Here is an 18,762-nt window from a genome sequence, read left to right as displayed (position 1 = left end):
ATTGCTGGAAGCACAACACCTTTTAAAAAAATATTGGAACCATGATTCTTTTCGATTTCCACAACAAGAAATCATTGAATCTGTTGTACAAGGAAACGATACACTTGCATTACTACCAACCGGTGGTGGTAAAAGTATTTGTTTTCAAATTCCGGCATTACTTACTGATGGAATTTGTTTAGTAATATCGCCTTTAATTGCACTTATTGAAGATCAAATAGATCAATTAAAACAACGCAATATTAAAGCATTAGCCATTTCAGGCAATTTATCTGCCGATGAAATATCAAATTTATTAGACAATTCACTTTACGGCAATTACAAATTTTTATACATTGCCCCCGAACGCTTAAAAAACGAATGGATTTTAAGTAGAATTGTTCAATTACCTATAAATGTAGTTGCTATTGATGAAGCCCACTGCATTTCGCAATGGGGTCACGACTTTAGACCCGCTTATTTAGAATTAGGCAAACTAAAAGAATGGTTACCAAATACACCTTTTATTGCTTTAACAGCATCGGCTAACAAACGTGTACAAAACGATATTGTTACCAATTTGCAATTTAAAAACCATCAAACGTTTAAAAAATCGTTTTTTCGTAGTGAATTACACTATGGAGTATATTTTAATGAGAATTCAGAAGAATTAATGCTTCAAATCTTAAAAAAATCAAACGCTCCTGCAATTGTGTATGTAAAAAGCAGAAAAGCAACGGTAGAAGTGGCTCAAAATTTAAAATCTTATGGGCTTTCGGCCGATTTTTTTCACGGAGGTTTAGATTTTAAATCAAAAAAAGAAAAATTAGCAAATTGGATTAATGAATCTACTTTAATAATGGTTGCAACTAATGCATTTGGTATGGGAATTGACAAACCCAACGTTCGCAACGTTTTACATTTGCACATACCCGACAATTTAGAAAGCTACTATCAAGAAGCCGGTAGAGCCGGTAGAGACACCCAAAAAGCATTTGCTACCTTACTATTAAATGCAAAAAGCATAGCACAAGCAACAGCTTTTAACGAAAACAATAAACTTGAAATTAATTTTGTGAAATTGGTATATAAACGCTTTGTAAACCATTTTCAAATTGCCTATGGCGAAGGTTACAATCAAACAATTCGTTTTAATTTTAAAGATTTTTGCGAAAAATACAACTTGGCAGTTAGTAAAACTTTTCATGTTTTTGAATTTTTAGATCGCCAATCGGTACTTACTTTTGAACAAAATTTTAAATATAAAAATTACCTTCATTTTCTATTAAGTTCTGATGATGCAATTACTTATTTTAGTAAACATACCTTAGAAGAAGTTATTTTTGTTAGCATATTAAATCATTATCGCGGCATTCACGAAGCCGAAACTTTTATTGATATTGATGTTTTATCTAAAAAAACAAAAATTCCAAACCAAAAAATTATCGATGTAATTGAATCGTGGGTATTTAAAGGCTTTTGTACTTTTACACAAGCACCTAACGATACCAATATCATACTTAACGAAATACGCGAAGATGATATCACTATAAATCGTGTAGCCAAAAACCTTACACAATTTAACAATATAAAAGAATTGCAATTTAAAGCCATGCTAAACTATGTTAGCAACACTACAATTTGCAAAAACAAAATACTATTAGCATATTTTAACGAAGAAATTGGTGATGATTGCGGAAAATGCTCAACATGTATTCAAAACAAAAAAAACGCTGAAAACACAACCCAACACATAAAAAATCAGCTAAAAAACTACCCAAAAGATTATGTTTTTGAATTAAACGATTTAAAAGATCTTTTTATAAACCAAACAAATTACTTAGCGCAGGCCTTAACCGAATTAATAGAAGAAAACGAATACCAATACCAAAACACAACATATATTAGATTATAATGGAAAAATTACGAATTGTATTTATGGGAACCCCTGATTTTGCAGTGGGTATATTAGATGAAATTGTAAAAAACAACTATGAAATTGCTGCGGTAATTACAGCTCCCGATAAACCTGCAGGTCGAGGTCAAAAAATAAACCAATCTGCAGTTAAAATTTATGCCGAAAAAAACAACTTAAAAGTTTTACAGCCCACCAACCTAAAATCTGAGGATTTTCTTACCGAATTACAATCACTAAACGCTAACTTACAAATAGTTGTTGCTTTTAGAATGCTTCCAAAAGCAGTTTGGGCTATGCCTAAATTTGGCACTTTTAATTTACACGCATCACTTTTACCCGATTACCGTGGTGCAGCACCTATAAATTGGGCAATTATAAATGGTGAACAAAAAACCGGAGTTACCACTTTTTTTATTGATGAAAAAATTGATACCGGTGCCATTATTTTAAAAGATGAAATAAACATTTTACCAAATGAAACAGCTGGCGAATTACACGATAAATTAATGGTTTTAGGAGCAACTACTGTTATAAAAACATTACAATTAATAGCTAATAATAAAGTTGCAACTGTTACACAACCAACCGAAGAAACAAAAACTGCTTATAAATTAAATCGTGATAATTGCAAAATTAATTTTAACAACACAAGCTTACAAGTTTACAATTTAATACGTGGTTTAAACCCCTACCCTTCGGCATACGCCATTTTACATGACGAAAATAACGAATGGAATGTAAAATTTCATGATGTTAACTATGTTACAGAAGCACATAACTTTACCCCAGGCAGTTTTATAACGTCAAAAAAAACAATTAAAGTAGCTACAAACAATGGTTTTATAGAAGTGTTATCACTACAATTTCCTGGAAAAAAGAAAATGACAGCAGCCGAATTACTTAACGGAATGCAATTTTCAAACAAAGCTATATGTAATTAATACTATTTACACCTATTTTTAAGAGTTTTTAGCATTTTTTTATAAAAAAAAGTTGTATAAATGAATTTAACTTTTAAATTTGTATATGTTAAGATTAACTCAACAAAAAAATTATTATGAACAAAACACAATTAATCGATGCAATTGCAGAAGATGCTGGAATTAGCAAAACAGCTGCTAAATCAGCTTTAGAATCTTTTTTAAAAAATGTTGGTGAAACTTTAGCTAAAGGCGATAAAATTTCTTTAGTAGGTTTTGGATCTTGGTCTGTTTCTGAAAGAGCTGAAAGAGAAGGTAGAAATCCACAAACTGGAAAAGCTATTAAAATTGCTGCTAAAAAAGTGGTAAAATTTAAGGCTGGGGCTGAATTAGATGGTTCTGTTAACACACCAGTTAAAAAGAAAAAATAATTTTTTTTCTTTTAAATAATTAAAACCACCTGAAAAGAGTGGTTTTTTTTTATTTTTTTTATATTTTTAATTAAAAAATTGGTATGAAAAAATTAAGTCCAACTAAAGGAAAACTTTTAATATCGGATTCTTCGATTTTATTAGATAAAGTTTTTAGTAGATCGGTTCTACTTTTAGCTGAACATAATGCAAAGGGCAGTGTTGGTTTTATCTTAAACAAACCCTTAAATTTATCGTTACAAGATGTAATTCCTGAAGCGCATACTAACTTTATAATTTACAACGGTGGCCCCGTTGAGCAAGACAATTTGTACTTTATACACACTATTCCATCACTAATACCTAATAGTATTGAAATTAAAGATGGTATTTTTTGGGGTGGTGATTATGAAGTGTTGTTTGAATTGTTAAAAACAAACCAAGTTGCCCAAAACGACATCCGTTTTTTCTTAGGTTATAGTGGTTGGGAAGAAAATCAATTACACGAAGAAATTGCCCAAAAAGCATGGACGTGTGTAGAAAACCAATTTACCAACCATATTTTAGAAAAAAACCCTATTAAATTATGGAAAGAATTAATGGTTGATTTAGGCGATGAATTTATTATTTGGGCAAATGCACCCGAAGATCCAGTTATGAATTAAATTTTATTTGTGCATTTAGTTTAACCAATAAATTGTTTGCTACAACTTTGGTATAACTCTTTTTTCGGTATTTTGTAACCGATTGGATACCTACGGCAATATTTGTAATAAAAATCTCATCGGCTTTTTGTAATTCAAAAGGAGAAATAGATCGTTCTTCAAATTTATAATCATTTGATTTTGATATTATTTCAATTATTTTTTTACGAATAATTCCGTTTTTACAACCATCGCTTAAAGGTGGAGTAAAAATAGTATTGTTTTGTACCATAAAAATATTACCGTTAATAGCTTCAATTATATTTTTATCATCATTAATTAAAAAGCAATTGTCGTAATTATTTTCTTCAGCAAAAATACTTGCTGTAATATTTACCAAGCAACTTGTAGTTTTTAAAGTGCTTAATAAATGTTTAGAAACATGAAAATCTTTAAAAAGCTCCATTTCATATGTTTCTTTAGTATTTGTATAAATAGTTTCGGCAGCTTCGGCAACAATAACAAAACCAACTGATCTTTTTTCGGGTAAATATTTACCTTCACCATTTCTAAAAACAGTAAGGCGTACACGGGCATTAATTAAGTTTAAAGCCTTTGTAGTCTTTAAAATTTCAGTTTCCATGTAATCTAATGTAAAGTCAATAGGTATTTCCATACGAATTATACGCATGCTTGCCATTAATCTAAAATAATGGTCTTCTAAAAAAAGTATTTTTCCTTCTAAAACTTTTAAGGTTTCAAAAACAGCATCGGCGTATAAAAAACCTCTGTTCTGTTCTATATTTTCGTTAGATTGTCCTACTAAATTTCCATTAAAATTAATCATAAAAAAAGCTCTGAAATTCAGAGCAAATATAAGGCTTTAAATTTAAGCAGACCCTAATACTTTTTTTAAATCTGCTATTTGATTATTCCACAATTGGGTTTGATCTTTAATTTCATTATCATCTGCAAAATCAATAACCAATAAAGTTACATCTTTTGTTAATTCGTCTAATACAATTCTCAATTCAAAAAAATACTCAGTATCAGCTTCGTCTTCATCTAACCAACGAAATTTAACTTTTTCATCGGTTTTCTTTGTAACTAATTTTGCCTTTTCTTCACTATCGCCCCAAATAAATGTAAATAATTCGCCACGAGAATTTACGTCATCGGCAAACCACTCAGTTAATCCAGATGGTGTTGCTATATATTGATAGAGTAACTGCGGCGAAGCTGTTATAGGAAACTCAATTTCAAACTTTGATTTCATAGTAATTATTTTTTTCGAAATATAGAAAAAATAAAATTATTACCAAATTTTTTTGTTAAAAATTGAAAAAAAACTACATAAAGAATTTCAAATTAAACTGTATATATCTAAAAATAAGAACATTGAACAAAAACAATCAATAACATAAAAATGCTAATTATTGCTTTAATAAAAAATTTCAAAATTTTAATTTAGAACGACTAAGTACGGCGTTTTTCATGTATATCTTTACAATAAAAAACATGTTAATTTTAAGCTATCTTAGTACAGCCTTATTTGCAATTTTAACAATTGTATTGTATTTAAACTACAACGCTTTGTATAAAAAGCTTAAAGCTTTAGAACAAATTGCAAACGAATCGTTTTCAAAAGAAACGTTACTTAATTATAAAAACAATGAATTAACCACTAAGACAAATTTACTTTTAAACGAAATAGCTGAATTAAACCTAAAAAAAACCGATTTATTGAACGAGAATTTAGATTTTAGAACAGAAAATAATGTTTTAAAAGAAAAATTGGTTTTTCAAAAAACAGAAACTAGTTATTTACATCAACAAACTACTTTACAATTTGAAAGTATCGCTCAAAAATTACTTGAAGAAAAAAGCGAACGTTTTACAAAAACCAATCAAGAAAATATTGATAATTTGTTAAAACCTTTAAACGAAAATATAGAGCGCTTTAAAAAACAGGTTGAAGACACGTACGATAAAGAATCTAAATTACGATTTTCTTTAAACGAACGTATTCAGGAGTTAATGATGCAAACCAACAAAATTAGTAGCGAAGCTAACAATTTAGCCAACGCACTTAAAACCAATTACAAAAAACAAGGAGATTGGGGCGAAGTAATTTTAGAAAACATTTTACAGCATTCTGGCTTGGTTAAAAATCGCGAATACAGGTTACAAAACAACCTAATTACTGCCGATGGTAAAAACGTAAGACCCGATGTAATTATTGATTTACCTGATCAAAAATCAATTGTTGTTGACTCTAAAGTTTCGTTAAACGCTTATGATGCTTTTAACAGCACAACAAACAAAGACGAGCAAACAATGCACTTAAAAAATCATTTAAAGGCAATTCGCTCACATATTGATGATTTAAGTTCAAAAAATTACCACAATTTAGTAAACGGATTAGATTTTACTATGTTGTTTATACCTATTGAACCTGCTTATTTAATTGCAGTACAAAACGATGAACATTTATGGCAAGATGCGTATAAAAAATGCATTATACTTGTTAGTCCTACCAATTTTATTGCTTGTTTAAAATTAATTACTGATTTATGGAACCGAGACAAACAAGATAAATCGGCACAAAAAATTGTGCAACAGGCTCAAAAAATCTATGAAAAAACAGTGTTGTTTACCAAAACTTTTGAGCAAGTTGGTAAACAATTAAATCAAGCACAAGACGCATATCTAAAAGCACAAAACCAGTTAAAAGAAGGCAGAGGAAACATTTTATCGCAAACAAATCATTTACTTAAATATGGTATTTCGCCTAAAAATGTTCTGAATGATTTTAATGATGAAGAAGATTCTGAATTTATTGAATAAAAAAATCGAACATTTATGTTCGATTTTTTTATTGCGATATTTTATAAAAACTATACGTGTAACGCTCTGTTTTCTGTAGCAGCTAACGCAGCTTCTTTTATAGCTTCTGCAAACGTTGGGTGTGCATGCGACATACGAGAAATATCTTCTGCTGAAGCACGGTATTCCATAGCAACAACTGCTTCTGCAATTAAATCTGCAGCACGTGCACCAACAATGTGGAAACCTAAAATTTCATCGGTAGTCTTGTCTGCTAAAATCTTTACAAATCCATCTAAATCAGCCGAAGCACGTGCACGTCCTAAAGCTTTAAATGGGAACTGACCTACTTTGTATTCTTTATTTTCAGCTTTTAACTGCTCTTCTGTTTTACCAACAGCAGCAACTTCTGGCCAAGTGTAAACAACTCCAGGAATTAAATTATAATCGATATGTGGTTTTTGACCAGCTAATTGTTCAGCAACCAAAACACCTTCTTCTTCTGCCTTGTGTGCCAACATTGCCCCACGAACAACATCGCCAATTGCATAAATATTTGAAGCCGTTGTTTGTAAATGATCGTTTACTTCTATTTGTCCTCTTTCAGTAATTTTAACTCCAGCTTTTTCGGCATTCAATCCATCAGTGTATGGGCGACGACCTACGCAAACCAAAGCATAATCTCCATTTAAAGAAATCACTTCGTTTTTAGCATTTAAAGCTTCAACTAAAACAGCATCACCATTACGTTCAACTTTTTGAACTTTATGTGAAGTGTAGAATTTCATTCCAGCTTTTTTCAAAACTTTAGTTAATTCTTTAGAAACCGCTCCGTCCATAGTAGGTAAAACACGGTCTGCGTATTCTACAACAGAAACCTGTGCACCTAAACGTAAATAAACCTGACCTAATTCTAAACCAATAACTCCGCCACCAATAATAATTAAATGTTTTGGAATTTCTTTTAATTTTAATGCTTCGGTAGATGTGATAACACGTTCTTTATCGATAGAAATAAACGGTAAAGAAGATGGTTTTGAACCAGTTGCTATAATGGTATTTTTAGCTGAAATTTGTTCAACCGAACCATCGTTTTTTGTAATATTAATGGTAGTAGCGTTTTCAAAAGATCCAACTCCTTCAAAAACGGTAATATTGTTTTTATCCATTAAAAATTTTACTCCACCACAAGTTTGATCTACAACGGCTTGCTTACGCGCAATCATTTTTTCTAGATCAATTTTAACATCACCAGGCAATTCAATACCGTGATCTGCAAAATGTTTCATTTCATCTACATGGTGTGATGAAGCTAGTAAAGCTTTAGATGGAATGCATCCAACATTTAAGCATGTACCGCCAAGTGTTGAGTATTTTTCAATGATTGCAGTTTTCATTCCTAATTGAGCACAACGGATTGCAGATACATATCCACCAGGGCCAGAACCAATTACAACTACGTCAAATGAATTCATATATAATATTTTTAGTATAAAATTATTTTGTACAAAAGTACAACTTATTATTGTTTTAATGTAAAAGTAAACCTTTGTTTAGCCGTTGTTATTAAAGTTTATGCATATTTTCAGCTAATGTTTCAATAAACTTACCAATTGGTCCTTTAACCATCATGGCCATCATTGGGTTAAAATCGCCTTCAAAAAACAATTGAATTTCTGTTTCTTCCTGTGCTATTTCATTTAACTTAGCAATTAAAGTAAAAGGCAATTTACTACTAGCAGCACCTAAAATAATTTCGGAATTTGGTGTAGCACTTTTTTTTACTAATTTAATTTCGGGCATGCCTTTTAAACCAAATTCAAAGCAATTTTCATCAATCACTTCAAATTTCGCGATATTTTCGGGCATTAATTTTTCAAAATTTTTAATATCGCTTAATGCTTCAAACAGATAAGCTTGCGATTTTGAAACCGATACTTTTGAACTTTCTAAATTCATATTTTTATTTTTAAACACCCCAAACTGCTGGAGCTTTACTCCAATCAGCCAAAGTTGAAACTTCTTCTTGTGAAATATAATTGTTTTGTACAGCTGCTTTTAATAGTGTATCATAATTGCTTAAGGTTACCAAATTAATTTGGGCATTTTTAAAGTTCTCAGAAGCAACATCAAATCCATACGTAAAAATGGCAGCCATACCTAAAATATTAGCATTAGCAGCACGCAAAGCTTCAACTGCTTGTAAACTACTTTTTCCGGTACTTATTAAATCTTCAACTACCACTACACTTTTACCTGCTTCAAACTGACCTTCAATTTGGTTTTGTCGACCGTGCTTTTTAGGTTCAGGACGAACATAAACAAATGGTAAATCTAACGCTTCGGCAACCAACAAACCAATGCCAATGGCACCAGTAGCAACGCCCGCAATATAATCGGGTTTACCAAATTTTTCTAAAATATTGGTTGCAAATTCGTTTTTAAGAAATTTTCTTATCTCTGGAAATGAAAGAGTTATGCGATTATCGCAATAAATTGGCGATTTCCATCCCGATGCCCATGTAAAAGGGCTTTTAGGATTTAATTTAATTGCGTTTATTTGTAAAAGCAATTCGGCCGTTTTCTGTGCTGTGTTGTCATTAAAAATCATAAAACCATTGTTTTAACATCTTCTTATTATCATATCGTAAACACCTAATAATCTTTGCTTTACGCTTTATTTTAAAATAAAATTGTATTAAATCGAATTACTTTTTTTATCTTTATTGCAATTAAAATACAACATTTTGCAACAAAAGTACAATAATAATCCAATATGAAAATCGTAATTAAATTAAACAAATCAAACGGCGATCGTGGAAACGGATATGAACTTGTAATTTATTGCAATCATCTTCGTGAGCGAAAACAAAAATTAATTGGGTTTTCAAAATTAGAACATTTTAACGAAGAAATGCAACTAATAAATGAAAAACATCCCGATTATGAAGATTTATTGCCGCGGTTAATGGATTTAAAATTAAAAGCTCGTAAAATAATTGCAAAAGGATGCACAAATGTAAACGAAGCAATGACTTTTTTGTTTGATGAAGATGCAGATCAAATTTCGTTTATAAAATTCTGCGAAGATCATATTAATGAAGATTTACAAGCTGTTGCAGAAGCCGAAAAACGCGGCGATTTGGTTTTACGAAATCGTATAAAAGGGAATGTAAATTCAAATCAAAACACCTTAAATCAATTTAAAAAATTTTATCCAAACATAAAGTTTACCGAGTTAGATTACAACAAAATTATGTTGTTTAGGAAGCGATACGAAAATGCTGGTGCAAGTCGCCGAACCATACAACACTATTTGGCGCATTTAAAAGCAATGTACAATAAAGGAATACGAAAGTATAATTTAGAAGATCAAAAACCGTTTCAAAACGCAATGGATAATTTAAAAGTGAAAAGTTTTGATTCTGTAAAAAAATACCTAGATATAACCGATATTGCGTTATTTGAAAAGTACCAAACACCCCTAGATGCACGCCGTAGGTACATGGACCTGTTTTTGCTGCAGTTTTATTTTGGAGGCTGCGATTTAACCGATTTGTATTTTTTAAAAAAAACCGCCCTTTTTAAAGACAGAATTATCATACAACGTAGTAAAACCGAGCAAATAACAAACTTAAAAATTCACCCAAAAGCAAAAATAATTATCGATAAATACAAAGCAACAAGCGGCGAATGGTTATTTAATTGGGGTAAATCAAGCCAGGAGTACCGCACATTTACACACATTTACCGCGTTAGTTTACAGGCAATGCAAAAAGATTTAGGTATAAAAGTGCAGCCTACTGGCGGTAATTTGGGTATAAAAGTAGCACGCCACACTTTTGGAAACCGTGCAAAACAATTAATGATTGAAACCGATATTATTCGCGAATTAATGGGCCACGTGCGCGACGATATTGATAATTTTTATAAAGATAAATTCAGCGAAAAAGTGCGCGATGAAGCCCTGTTTAAAATTATTGATACCGATGGTATATAAGAAATCCCGCCAATTTGGTGGGATTTCTATTTTGAATTGATTGATTTTATCAGATTAAATATTTTTTTATCTATAAGTGTTGAATTTGTTTTAGCTCTTTTTAAATACAAATCTCTGTTAAAATCTATTGTTCCTCGCTCTGGTTCAAAAGTAAGGTCTTGCCAAATATTTTTTGTTAACGTTCTTAAATTTAATTCGATATCACAGTCTTTTGTAATGTAATTATTTTCAATCAATAACTCTAATTTCATATTCAGTTCATTACGTAAATTTTTTAAATCGGATTTTAATAATTGAACTTTATTAACATCACTGTAATCAAAATAAGTGTTTACAGATTTAATTATAAAATTTTTGTTATTCTGAAATTCTTCTAAATATTTAATTAACAAGTCTTTCTCACTTTTATGTAATGAATCTTTTTTAAAAAGTAAGTAAGAAATATAGTAAACTAGAATAATATCTACTGCAATTGTTAGAATTTCGATATAACTAATCTTGAAATCAAATTCAAAATTATTCCAACCTTTAACTAGATATATAACGCTATAAATAAAAAATATTATAAGTGGCCATTTAAGACTTTCTTTTTTCAGCATTAGCAATATATTCTTGTATATCTTCAATTAAATAAGGTTCTTCGTTAGAAATAAAATCTAAATATTTTTCTACATCAGATGCTTTGAAACCACTTCTAACGAGCCCGCCGAAAACTTCTTCTAGCCATGAAGTTCCATAGCCGATAGTTCCATCTAAATCAACTATTAATTTAACCTTTTTCGCTAAGGCTTTTTTAAACTCAACTTCTAAAAATTTTTCTCTAAATTCTTCTCCAGAGTGAGGACCTTCGTCTTTATATCTTGATCCAGGTGTTATAGAAAATTTTCTTACTCTTATTATTTGTTCTGTCATTGTTAACATAATCTGTTATTGTTCAATTGTCCATGGTAAATTTACACATGATTCATCTATGTTCCAAGATACAAAGGTTCCATTAAATTCTGTCCCAATAATTTCATAATTTTTAGTAGTGATATCTGCTTTAACATCGTTTGTTATTATTTTCAGGTCCTTTACATTTTTTTTATCAAAGGCTTCTTTTATACCAGGTAAGCCTTTACCTCTAAAATGTTCACCAGTAACCGACATATGTACATCACCGTTTAATAATTTTTCTAGCAATGTTGCATTTGTGTTTCCGTTAATCGAAAAAAAATTCGTTACAAAATTAGTAAACTTTCCCCATTTAGAATCTGTTTCAGGTTTATTTTTTAAACTTTCAAAAATTCCTATTCCATAATCTAAAAATATAAAATTAACTTTTTTGTTTTTATGGTCGTGATTAATGGAAAGCCACCAATGTTTTTTACCTTTTTCATTTAGAACAGCATGATTATTTGTGTTATGCATCAATTCAATTAAAATACGTTGTAGACCTTTAAGTAGTTTTAATTCATTCCAGATGGTTTTAGAAACCTCTTGTTGAATAGGAAGTCCAAGCGACGAGTCTACATTTTTTTTGGCTTCTGTCAATATTTGGTTTTTTATACCTATTGAATAATTGGATTTAGGAGGTTTATGTAAATTAATACTTTCAAAAAAACCAGAATCTTTAAGCATTTGTTTAAAATAATAATTTTCAGGAAAATCACCATTAAACTTAATTTTTCTTTCTTTAAACAGATATACAACTGAAAGCAAAACAGTTATTCCTGAACTGTCTAAATATTGTAAATGCCCCATGTTTACAAAAACTGCCATTTTCTTATTACAAAGCTCTTCTAACCTATTAATAAATAGAATAGTTTCGGTTGTATTTTTTATAAGAGATAGGTTTGTAGGTGTTTTGATATGCTTAAACATCGCATGTTCTAAACGTGATATTAAATTACTTTTAGTATGATTGTGTTTATCTATCCTTATAGTCAGATTGCTTTCTTTAATTTTGAATGGTTTAAAAATGTTTTTGCCTATAAATTTCCTCATAAGTGTTTTAATAAAATATCCCTCTAGTTTTACCTTTATAAATTTTTTCTTTTATTTAGACAAAACATAGTCATAAAGTATTCCTTTATTAAATAATAGAGTTATATTAGGGAACGTGTAATAAAATATTTTAATCTCGTTATTTTCGGTACTTCTTTCTGGTTTTCCAAAAGTTCTTAATACTTGTAAGTCTGTAAAGTTTTTATTTTCAATTTTTTTCTTTAAATCAGAAGTGAAACTAACGCTTTTAAAATAATCGTTTAAGGAAAAACTGTTAATTGCGGCTTTTATTTGTTTATCGGTAGGATTGCCATCTGTTGAAATAAAAAGAACTTTGTTCGTGAATTTGATAAATGCTATTGTAAAAATTCCGTCTTTAAAAACACTGTGTTGGTATACATCTTCATTGTTAAAGAAATCAGGGGAAACTTTGTTTATATAAGCTGTAGATGTGATATATTTACCCTCGGAATTGTATATTTTTACTTCGCTTTGACTATAAAAATTTAAGGTAAATAAACTAATAAATAATAACAATAAATTTTTTTTCATAAGTTTAAATTTTAAAATAATTTTTGTTAAAAATAATTGTTTTTGTGCGCAAATCAAACCGCAACCCTCGCAAATTTCACCTGGGTAAAATCCATCAAAGTTTAAACCATAGGTGTTGCTGCATTTTTTGCAAAATTCGGCCATTGTGTTTATTCGTTTTTATAATCAATAAAATCGTTTTTTGCTTTTTGGTGTATCGAAATTTCTTCATACAAACCTTCAATAATCTTTTTTATCATTTCAATTGCTAAAGGTGTTAAATCAGGATCTTTACTTTTTAATTTTTGTTCTAATTCTTTGATGCGTTTTTCTGCATCAGTAATTTTTTTATCAAAACCTGTTTCGTATACAGCTGCGGGCTCATTTACAACATTTGAAATATTTTCATTTTTTAATAAATAATCATAAATCAACTTAATGTTTTTAATACGTGGGCGAGTTGTTGAACCAGATAAAATACCATGCAAGGCAACCTGCGAAAGCGGTAAATGTTTTGCAAGTTCGTACGATGTTATTCCGTTTTTAGAGCAATAATCTATTATTTGCTCTAACATTGTTGTTTCTTTTTTCATTTTTTTACAAATGTAATTGTTTGTAATACAGTAACTTAAATACACAAAACAAAATATTACATATTTTTTATATAAGTTTGTATAAGTTTATAAAACTTTTTCTATATTTGTCTTGTCAAGGCAATACTACATTAAGTTAAGCAATAAGTTTGCCAATAACAAGTATTTTTAAAAAAAGTTAAACATTTTAAAAACCATGATTTACAACGGATTAGACCAGTTTAACGCTGCGGATAGTCAAATAGTTTTAAAGTACAAAGCCCTGTTTTTGTTAAATACTATGCGAAACTTGGGTTTTACTACTAGAAAAAAATTTGTCGACACCTGTGTAACTTATATAAGTTTAGAAATTAATTATATAACTATTAATAAAATTCAAGCGTTTTGGGATGGCAGAGATGTAACCTTAATCGATGAAATGGAAAAGATTGTTGAAAAAATTAAAAACTCATAACCTATGCAAGTAGTAGCGGTAAACGATTTTCTAAACCATTTAAAAGAAAACGGTTTAGTAATAGGTAAAGCCAGCGAATTTGTTGGAAACCTAGAATTTGATTTGCAAGTAAAACGCAATCAACTTAAAAAACAAAAAGCGGTAACATTTAAACAAGTTTTAGATGCTAAAATTTTACCTGTAAAAAGTAAAACAGCTCTGGAATATTGGATCGAAAAAGGAAAATTTAAACCAGGTGAAACTTATAAGTGCGCAAAAACAAACCGCATAATGATATTAACCAGTGCATTAGTGCGCTTAAACTACCTATAAATATGCTTACAAGTAAAGGTTTTTGGCTATCAATGATTTGGGTAGCGCTTGCCCTGCTACCAATTTACTTTTTACGCGCTTGCGAAATTTACGATGAATACAAAAAAAAGAAACGAACCAAAACACGTTAGTGAAATTTTGCAAGCCATTTTGCAACAAATTTCAGCAAACGTAAATCGCTGTTAGTTCGCTACGGAACTTGCTTCAATGCTGTAACAGCACAAAAACAATCCATTTATTTCTAAACAACTGTTTAGGCGATTTTCGCGAAATGAGTTTTAAGGATTGGAACTGCATTTCACACGTTCTTTGACATATCGGATAAAAAAATAGAGAAAAAAACAACAAAAAGTAATTATATGAAGCATATGAATTACAATCAAAAATTAACGATGGATGAACGTTTGTTTATCCATTGTTATTATTACACCCGTTTTTCGGCCGCAGAAATGGCAAAATATTTACAAATTCCTGTTAGTAGAATAAAAAATTATTTACAGAATAATAAAATACATCTTACTGCCGAACAACGAAACCGAAAGCAAAGTATTCAAATGCAAATTGCTAACAATTCCGCGCAATTTGATGATTTTATAACGGCTAATTACAATAAAATTCCTGCAAAACAAATTGGAAAAAAAATCGGTAAAACCGGTGGGTTTGTTTTGCAACGATATAAAGTGTTAGGATTAGTTGTTCCGGAAGAAATAAAACAGCGATTTATAGAAGATTCTTACATAAAAAAAGGTACCGAACCTCCAAATAAAGGTAAAAAACTATCGCCTGAAATACGTGCGAAATTAGAACCTACCTTTTTTAAAAAAGGGAATGTTCCTGTAAATATAGTGCCTGTTGGTACCGAACGAATTACCGACGACGGATATATTGAAGTTAAGGTAAAAAACGGTGCATTGCAGAGAAATTGGAAGTTAAAGCATAGAATTGTATGGGAACAGCACAACGGTCCTATACCAAAAGGTTACAATGTGCAGTTTATGGATAAAAACCCACAAAATTGCGTAATTGAAAATTTATACATCATATCGCGCAGCGAACAATTAAAAATAAACGGCTACACGCCCGAAGCAATTGCTAAACGCTTTTTAAAAATGAGCGCCGATGAAATTGCTTATGCAAAAACACACGCACCAGGGCTTATTGAATCTAAAGCTGCGCAAATAAAATTAAAAACAATTTTAAATAAAAAACAACATGAAAATAAAAGAAGCGATAGAGTTGTTTGAAAACGAAACAATGTTTGTTTTTGAAAAAAAAGAGTTTGTTATTGATTATGTGAAAGAAGTAAGCGGAAAGCTTATTGTTGTTACAAATCAGCGAACCTTTACAAAGTGGGAAAGTGAAATTAACGACTTTTTAAACGAAATTGAGTTTAAAAAAACTGATGGAGTTGCAACACAACATAACCCAATGGTAATAAAACCACAAGAAAATTACAAAAATTACCTACCTGTTAATATAGATGGATTAATGCTGCCTAATAGTAGTATGAAAGCTAAAGACAAGCTAGATGAACTTTTAGCGCATTTTGATGATCCTACTAAAATAACCGATGATTTTATGAAAAAGGCTAATGCATTGTGTACTATTACCGATAAAATTATTAGTGTAGAAAAATTGCAACTTGATTTTGTGAAACTTCAAAAAAATTAATATGAACCCTCCTACGTTTTACGCAATTATACCTGCAAATGTTAGGTATTGTAAGGGGTTAAAGGCGAATGCAAAGTTGTTGTACGGCGAAATTACCGCCTTGTGTAATAAAGACGGGTTTTGCTGGGCAGAAAACAGCTACTTTGCAGAATTGTACGAAGTTTCGGAAGAAACCATAAGTAGATGGATTTCGCAATTAAAAAGCTTTGGATTTATATCTATAAAAATTGAAAATGAGGGGCGTTTTGTACGCAAAATATCCCTTGACGAAAAAATCAAACCCCTTGACGAAAAAGTCAAACACCCCTTGACGAAATCGTCAACACCCCTTGACAAAAAAGTCATATATAATAATACAATTAATAATACAATTAATAATAAGGCAAACGCGCTTGAATTTCTTTCGAAAAATTTTCCATTTGAGTATGAAAATTTACTAATGAAATATCAATCAAAAATTTCAGATTTCGAAAAAGCAAAAGAAAGCTTCAATTTAACTTTTGATGTTGAAGATAGAAATTATGATTGCAAAACAATTCATGCGCGTGCACAATTGTACTTCAATAATTGGCTAACAAACCAAAGTAAGTTTAATCAAACCGTAGCGCCTATTGCAAGTAATCCTGCAAACAAGCGTTTTCAGTTATAAAAAAAAACCTATGAACGATTTAAAAAAAGGATTAATACCGCCGCACGCAAAAGATATTGAAGAAGCTGTGTTGGGCGCTGTATTGGTAGATAACGCATCGGTAATTGATTTGCTTCATGTGATTAAAACCCCTGAAGTGTTTTACAAGCCTGAAAATCAGTATGTTTTTGAAGCTATTTTGCGGTTATCAAACAAAAACATTCCTGTTGATATACTTTCTGTATCGGACGAACTAAAAAAAACAAAAAAATTAGATGCCGTTGGCGGTGATTTCTTTTTAATTGATCTCACTCAAAAAATAGCATCCTCTGCACACATTGATTTTCATGCGCATATTTTAAAACAATTTTACATTAAACGTAAAATTATAGCCCTTGCAAACGAAGCTACTCGCCTAGCCTACGACGATGCTGTTGATTCATTAGAATTAATGGATTTGTTAGATAACGATTTTGTTAAGTTACATGAAGAAGTTGCATCGGGTAAAACAGATGTTAGCTGGAGCGATAGTTTAATGCAAGTTGCAAAAAACGTTGAAATGCTTACTAATGCAGGTGAAAACGATTTAATTGGTATTGAAACCGGATTTACAAAACTAAACAAAATGTTTGGTGGTTGGAAAACTGGAGAATTCATTGTGATTGGTGCGCGCCCTGGAATGGGTAAAACTGCCTTTGTTGGCAGTAGTATGATTTCTGCAGCACGTGCAGGCCACGGCGTTGGATTTATTTCGCTTGAAATGAGTGCCGTGCAACTTGCAACCCGTGCTATTGCACTTAACAGTAGTTTGCATTTAAAACAGTTAACGCTTACTGGATTTGAACATGCAAAATACTTTGAAACACTAAACCGGGTTACGAGTGAAATGCTGAATTACAATATTCATATTGATGATAGACCTGCACTGAATATTAATGAAATTAAACGTAAAGCTAGATTATTGAAGCGAAAGCATGATATAAAGCTTTTAATTGTTGATTACATACAATTATCTGCAGGTGCTGGTAAGGATATTAGAACCGAAACGGGTAAGGTTACCCAGGGTTTGAAAGCTTTAGCTAAAGAACTTGATATTGCAGTGATTGGGTTAGCGCAGTTAAGCCGTGAGGTTGAAAAAACACCTTTAAAACGCCCTGCCTTACATCATTTGAAAGAATCGGGAGATATAGAACAGGATGCAGATATTGTAGCTTTTTTATATCGTGCAGAATACTACGGCCTTAATATTGATGAAGATTTATTAGGACCAGGCGAGAACAGCGAGTTTATAGTTGCAAAGAACCGTAGCGGTGGACTTGGAACTGTTGGCTTATGGTATGAAGCTAATCGAACAAAATACATGGATTATGATCCGTTATCGGGTATGAACGATAATAGATTTACAAACGTGCATGTTGATGCGTTACAAAATTATAATCAACCTGTTAATGATAGTATCTTTTAAAACAAAGCCTATGTCTAATAAGATAAAAAAAATTAAAAGGCCTTGGGTGTTCGAACGAAAACCGTTTGAAAGAACCCGTACACACGCCGATTTTGATTACAACGCACGTAAATGGCGAAAGCTTAGAGCTGCACAACTTACACAGTTTCCATTTTGTAAACATTGTGATCAATTAAATATAATTACTATAGCCACAGTAGCCGATCACATTGTGCCTGTTAAGAAAGGCGGCGCTGGATATGAATTGTCTAACTTACAAAGTCTTTGTAAAAAATGCCACGATAAAAAATCTGCAAAAGATAAATAGTTTTTTAAAGGGGTATGGGGGGAATTTTTAAAACCCTTAACCCGCTGTACATCGCTGTTTAGTCAGATTTTTACTCAGTGATATTTTTAGAGGGGGGGTATAAATTATAAATCTATGA

Annotated in this window: 23 protein-coding genes; 13 read left to right on the top strand and 10 right to left on the bottom strand. The window is 30.8% G+C overall.

Annotated elements, in window-relative coordinates; translation table 11 throughout:
• The first annotated feature begins 1 nt into the window (after window position 1).
• The 4 genes from P3875_RS04360 (at window position 2) to P3875_RS04345 (ending at window position 3,892) form a co-directional block, all read left to right on the top strand.
• Complete coding sequence (locus tag P3875_RS04360) at window positions 2–1,894, top strand: RecQ family ATP-dependent DNA helicase (protein ID WP_303445052.1); 1,893 nt, start codon at window positions 2–4, stop codon at window positions 1,892–1,894.
• Window positions 1,894–2,838, top strand: coding sequence for a methionyl-tRNA formyltransferase (gene fmt, locus P3875_RS04355; RefSeq protein WP_303445051.1), 945 nt, complete (start codon window positions 1,894–1,896; stop codon window positions 2,836–2,838). The genes P3875_RS04360 and fmt overlap by 1 nt, the downstream gene beginning before the upstream one ends.
• A 116-nt stretch (window positions 2,839–2,954) precedes the next feature.
• Entirely contained in the window at window positions 2,955–3,248 is a 294-nt protein-coding gene (locus P3875_RS04350) for an HU family DNA-binding protein (RefSeq protein ID WP_303445050.1), read from the top strand.
• A gap of 83 nt (window positions 3,249–3,331) precedes the next feature.
• Window positions 3,332–3,892 carry a YqgE/AlgH family protein gene (locus P3875_RS04345; protein ID WP_303445049.1) on the top strand — a complete coding sequence of 187 codons (561 nt, stop codon included), beginning with the start codon at window positions 3,332–3,334 and terminating at the stop codon, window positions 3,890–3,892.
• Here P3875_RS04345 and P3875_RS04340 read toward each other — a convergent pair.
• Together P3875_RS04340 and P3875_RS04335 are read right to left on the bottom strand one after the other, a co-directional pair.
• Complete coding sequence (locus tag P3875_RS04340; RefSeq protein WP_303445048.1) at window positions 3,882–4,718, bottom strand: aminotransferase class IV; 837 nt, start codon at window positions 4,716–4,718, stop codon at window positions 3,882–3,884. The genes P3875_RS04345 and P3875_RS04340 overlap by 11 nt on opposite strands.
• 42 nt (window positions 4,719–4,760) lie before the next feature.
• The gene (locus P3875_RS04335; RefSeq protein WP_303445047.1) at window positions 4,761–5,147 is read right to left on the bottom strand and encodes an START-like domain-containing protein; all 387 of its coding nucleotides are present in this window, start codon (window positions 5,145–5,147) and stop codon (window positions 4,761–4,763) included.
• A 242-nt stretch (window positions 5,148–5,389) separates the two neighbouring features.
• On the opposite strand from P3875_RS04335, the gene P3875_RS04330 reads away from it, so the two are divergent.
• The gene (locus P3875_RS04330; protein WP_303445046.1) at window positions 5,390–6,718 is read left to right on the top strand and encodes a DNA recombination protein RmuC; all 1,329 of its coding nucleotides are present in this window, start codon (window positions 5,390–5,392) and stop codon (window positions 6,716–6,718) included.
• 50 nt (window positions 6,719–6,768) lie between these two features.
• Here P3875_RS04330 and lpdA read toward each other — a convergent pair whose 3' ends face one another.
• From lpdA to pyrE, 3 genes are all read right to left on the bottom strand, one after another.
• Entirely contained in the window at window positions 6,769–8,172 is a 1,404-nt protein-coding gene (gene lpdA / locus P3875_RS04325; protein WP_303445045.1) for a dihydrolipoyl dehydrogenase, read from the bottom strand.
• Between the two features lie 91 nt (window positions 8,173–8,263).
• Window positions 8,264–8,656: an SRPBCC family protein gene (locus tag P3875_RS04320; protein WP_303445044.1), complete on the bottom strand. Its 393-nt coding sequence runs from the start codon at window positions 8,654–8,656 to the stop codon at window positions 8,264–8,266.
• Between the two features lie 10 nt (window positions 8,657–8,666).
• Window positions 8,667–9,308 carry an orotate phosphoribosyltransferase gene (pyrE, locus tag P3875_RS04315; RefSeq protein ID WP_303445043.1) on the bottom strand — a complete coding sequence of 214 codons (642 nt, stop codon included), beginning with the start codon at window positions 9,306–9,308 and terminating at the stop codon, window positions 8,667–8,669.
• Between the two features lie 165 nt (window positions 9,309–9,473).
• On the opposite strand from pyrE, the gene P3875_RS04310 reads away from it, so the two are divergent.
• Window positions 9,474–10,697: a phage integrase SAM-like domain-containing protein gene (locus tag P3875_RS04310; RefSeq protein WP_303445042.1), complete on the top strand. Its 1,224-nt coding sequence runs from the start codon at window positions 9,474–9,476 to the stop codon at window positions 10,695–10,697.
• Window positions 10,698–10,723: 26 nt separating this feature from the next.
• On the opposite strand, the gene P3875_RS04305 is transcribed toward P3875_RS04310, so the two are convergent.
• From P3875_RS04305 to P3875_RS04285, 5 genes are all read right to left on the bottom strand, one after another.
• Window positions 10,724–11,296: a hypothetical protein gene (locus P3875_RS04305; RefSeq protein WP_303445041.1), complete on the bottom strand. Its 573-nt coding sequence runs from the start codon at window positions 11,294–11,296 to the stop codon at window positions 10,724–10,726.
• The gene (locus tag P3875_RS04300; protein ID WP_303445040.1) at window positions 11,274–11,609 is read right to left on the bottom strand and encodes an STAS-like domain-containing protein; all 336 of its coding nucleotides are present in this window, start codon (window positions 11,607–11,609) and stop codon (window positions 11,274–11,276) included. The genes P3875_RS04305 and P3875_RS04300 overlap by 23 nt, the downstream gene beginning before the upstream one ends.
• A 15-nt stretch (window positions 11,610–11,624) precedes the next feature.
• Window positions 11,625–12,683 (bottom strand): hypothetical protein, encoded by a 1,059-nt coding sequence (locus P3875_RS04295; RefSeq protein ID WP_303445039.1) that lies wholly within the window; start codon window positions 12,681–12,683, stop codon window positions 11,625–11,627.
• 51 nt (window positions 12,684–12,734) lie between these two features.
• A complete protein-coding gene (locus tag P3875_RS04290; RefSeq protein ID WP_303445038.1) occupies window positions 12,735–13,235 on the bottom strand; it encodes a hypothetical protein in 501 nt (166 codons plus the stop codon).
• 149 nt (window positions 13,236–13,384) lie between these two features.
• The gene (locus P3875_RS04285) at window positions 13,385–13,807 is read right to left on the bottom strand and encodes a hypothetical protein (protein WP_303445037.1); all 423 of its coding nucleotides are present in this window, start codon (window positions 13,805–13,807) and stop codon (window positions 13,385–13,387) included.
• 196 nt (window positions 13,808–14,003) lie between these two features.
• On the opposite strand from P3875_RS04285, the gene P3875_RS04280 reads away from it, so the two are divergent.
• From P3875_RS04280 to P3875_RS04250, 7 genes are all read left to right on the top strand, one after another.
• Window positions 14,004–14,261: a hypothetical protein gene (locus tag P3875_RS04280; protein WP_303445036.1), complete on the top strand. Its 258-nt coding sequence runs from the start codon at window positions 14,004–14,006 to the stop codon at window positions 14,259–14,261.
• Window positions 14,262–14,264: 3 nt separating this feature from the next.
• Window positions 14,265–14,573: a DUF1811 family protein gene (locus tag P3875_RS04275; RefSeq protein WP_303445035.1), complete on the top strand. Its 309-nt coding sequence runs from the start codon at window positions 14,265–14,267 to the stop codon at window positions 14,571–14,573.
• Between the two features lie 359 nt (window positions 14,574–14,932).
• A complete protein-coding gene (locus P3875_RS04270; protein WP_303445034.1) occupies window positions 14,933–15,817 on the top strand; it encodes an HNH endonuclease signature motif containing protein in 885 nt (294 codons plus the stop codon).
• Window positions 15,786–16,244, top strand: coding sequence for a hypothetical protein (locus tag P3875_RS04265; protein WP_303445033.1), 459 nt, complete (start codon window positions 15,786–15,788; stop codon window positions 16,242–16,244). The genes P3875_RS04270 and P3875_RS04265 overlap by 32 nt, the downstream gene beginning before the upstream one ends.
• 1 nt (window position 16,245) lies before the next feature.
• The gene (locus tag P3875_RS04260) at window positions 16,246–16,893 is read left to right on the top strand and encodes a helix-turn-helix domain-containing protein (protein ID WP_303445032.1); all 648 of its coding nucleotides are present in this window, start codon (window positions 16,246–16,248) and stop codon (window positions 16,891–16,893) included.
• 10 nt (window positions 16,894–16,903) lie between these two features.
• On the top strand, window positions 16,904–18,337 hold the full coding sequence (locus P3875_RS04255) for a replicative DNA helicase (RefSeq protein WP_303445031.1): 1,434 nt from the start codon (window positions 16,904–16,906) through the stop codon (window positions 18,335–18,337).
• 10 nt (window positions 18,338–18,347) lie between these two features.
• Window positions 18,348–18,644 (top strand): HNH endonuclease, encoded by a 297-nt coding sequence (locus P3875_RS04250; RefSeq protein ID WP_303445030.1) that lies wholly within the window; start codon window positions 18,348–18,350, stop codon window positions 18,642–18,644.
• Window positions 18,645–18,762 lie beyond the last annotated feature (118 nt).

The organism is Myroides sp. JBRI-B21084 (genome assembly GCF_030545015.1).
Lineage (GTDB): Bacteria > Bacteroidota > Bacteroidia > Flavobacteriales > Flavobacteriaceae > Flavobacterium.
This window is presented reverse-complemented; position numbering and strand designations above follow the sequence as displayed.

Coding starts and splice junctions, on each gene's coding strand:
- fmt (WP_303445051.1), top strand. CDS start 1,894: ATGGAAAAATTACGAATTGTATTTATGGGAACCCCTGATTTTGCAGTG.
- P3875_RS04350 (WP_303445050.1), top strand. CDS start 2,955: ATGAACAAAACACAATTAATCGATGCAATTGCAGAAGATGCTGGAATT.
- P3875_RS04345 (WP_303445049.1), top strand. CDS start 3,332: ATGAAAAAATTAAGTCCAACTAAAGGAAAACTTTTAATATCGGATTCT.
- P3875_RS04340 (WP_303445048.1), bottom strand. CDS start 4,718: ATGATTAATTTTAATGGAAATTTAGTAGGACAATCTAACGAAAATATA.
- P3875_RS04335 (WP_303445047.1), bottom strand. CDS start 5,147: ATGAAATCAAAGTTTGAAATTGAGTTTCCTATAACAGCTTCGCCGCAG.
- P3875_RS04330 (WP_303445046.1), top strand. CDS start 5,390: ATGTTAATTTTAAGCTATCTTAGTACAGCCTTATTTGCAATTTTAACA.
- lpdA (WP_303445045.1), bottom strand. CDS start 8,172: ATGAATTCATTTGACGTAGTTGTAATTGGTTCTGGCCCTGGTGGATAT.
- P3875_RS04320 (WP_303445044.1), bottom strand. CDS start 8,656: ATGAATTTAGAAAGTTCAAAAGTATCGGTTTCAAAATCGCAAGCTTAT.
- pyrE (WP_303445043.1), bottom strand. CDS start 9,308: ATGATTTTTAATGACAACACAGCACAGAAAACGGCCGAATTGCTTTTA.
- P3875_RS04310 (WP_303445042.1), top strand. CDS start 9,474: ATGAAAATCGTAATTAAATTAAACAAATCAAACGGCGATCGTGGAAAC.
- P3875_RS04305 (WP_303445041.1), bottom strand. CDS start 11,296: ATGCTGAAAAAAGAAAGTCTTAAATGGCCACTTATAATATTTTTTATT.
- P3875_RS04300 (WP_303445040.1), bottom strand. CDS start 11,609: ATGACAGAACAAATAATAAGAGTAAGAAAATTTTCTATAACACCTGGA.
- P3875_RS04295 (WP_303445039.1), bottom strand. CDS start 12,683: ATGAGGAAATTTATAGGCAAAAACATTTTTAAACCATTCAAAATTAAA.
- P3875_RS04290 (WP_303445038.1), bottom strand. CDS start 13,235: ATGAAAAAAAATTTATTGTTATTATTTATTAGTTTATTTACCTTAAAT.
- P3875_RS04285 (WP_303445037.1), bottom strand. CDS start 13,807: ATGAAAAAAGAAACAACAATGTTAGAGCAAATAATAGATTATTGCTCT.
- P3875_RS04280 (WP_303445036.1), top strand. CDS start 14,004: ATGATTTACAACGGATTAGACCAGTTTAACGCTGCGGATAGTCAAATA.
- P3875_RS04275 (WP_303445035.1), top strand. CDS start 14,265: ATGCAAGTAGTAGCGGTAAACGATTTTCTAAACCATTTAAAAGAAAAC.
- P3875_RS04270 (WP_303445034.1), top strand. CDS start 14,933: ATGAAGCATATGAATTACAATCAAAAATTAACGATGGATGAACGTTTG.
- P3875_RS04265 (WP_303445033.1), top strand. CDS start 15,786: ATGAAAATAAAAGAAGCGATAGAGTTGTTTGAAAACGAAACAATGTTT.
- P3875_RS04260 (WP_303445032.1), top strand. CDS start 16,246: ATGAACCCTCCTACGTTTTACGCAATTATACCTGCAAATGTTAGGTAT.
- P3875_RS04255 (WP_303445031.1), top strand. CDS start 16,904: ATGAACGATTTAAAAAAAGGATTAATACCGCCGCACGCAAAAGATATT.
- P3875_RS04250 (WP_303445030.1), top strand. CDS start 18,348: ATGTCTAATAAGATAAAAAAAATTAAAAGGCCTTGGGTGTTCGAACGA.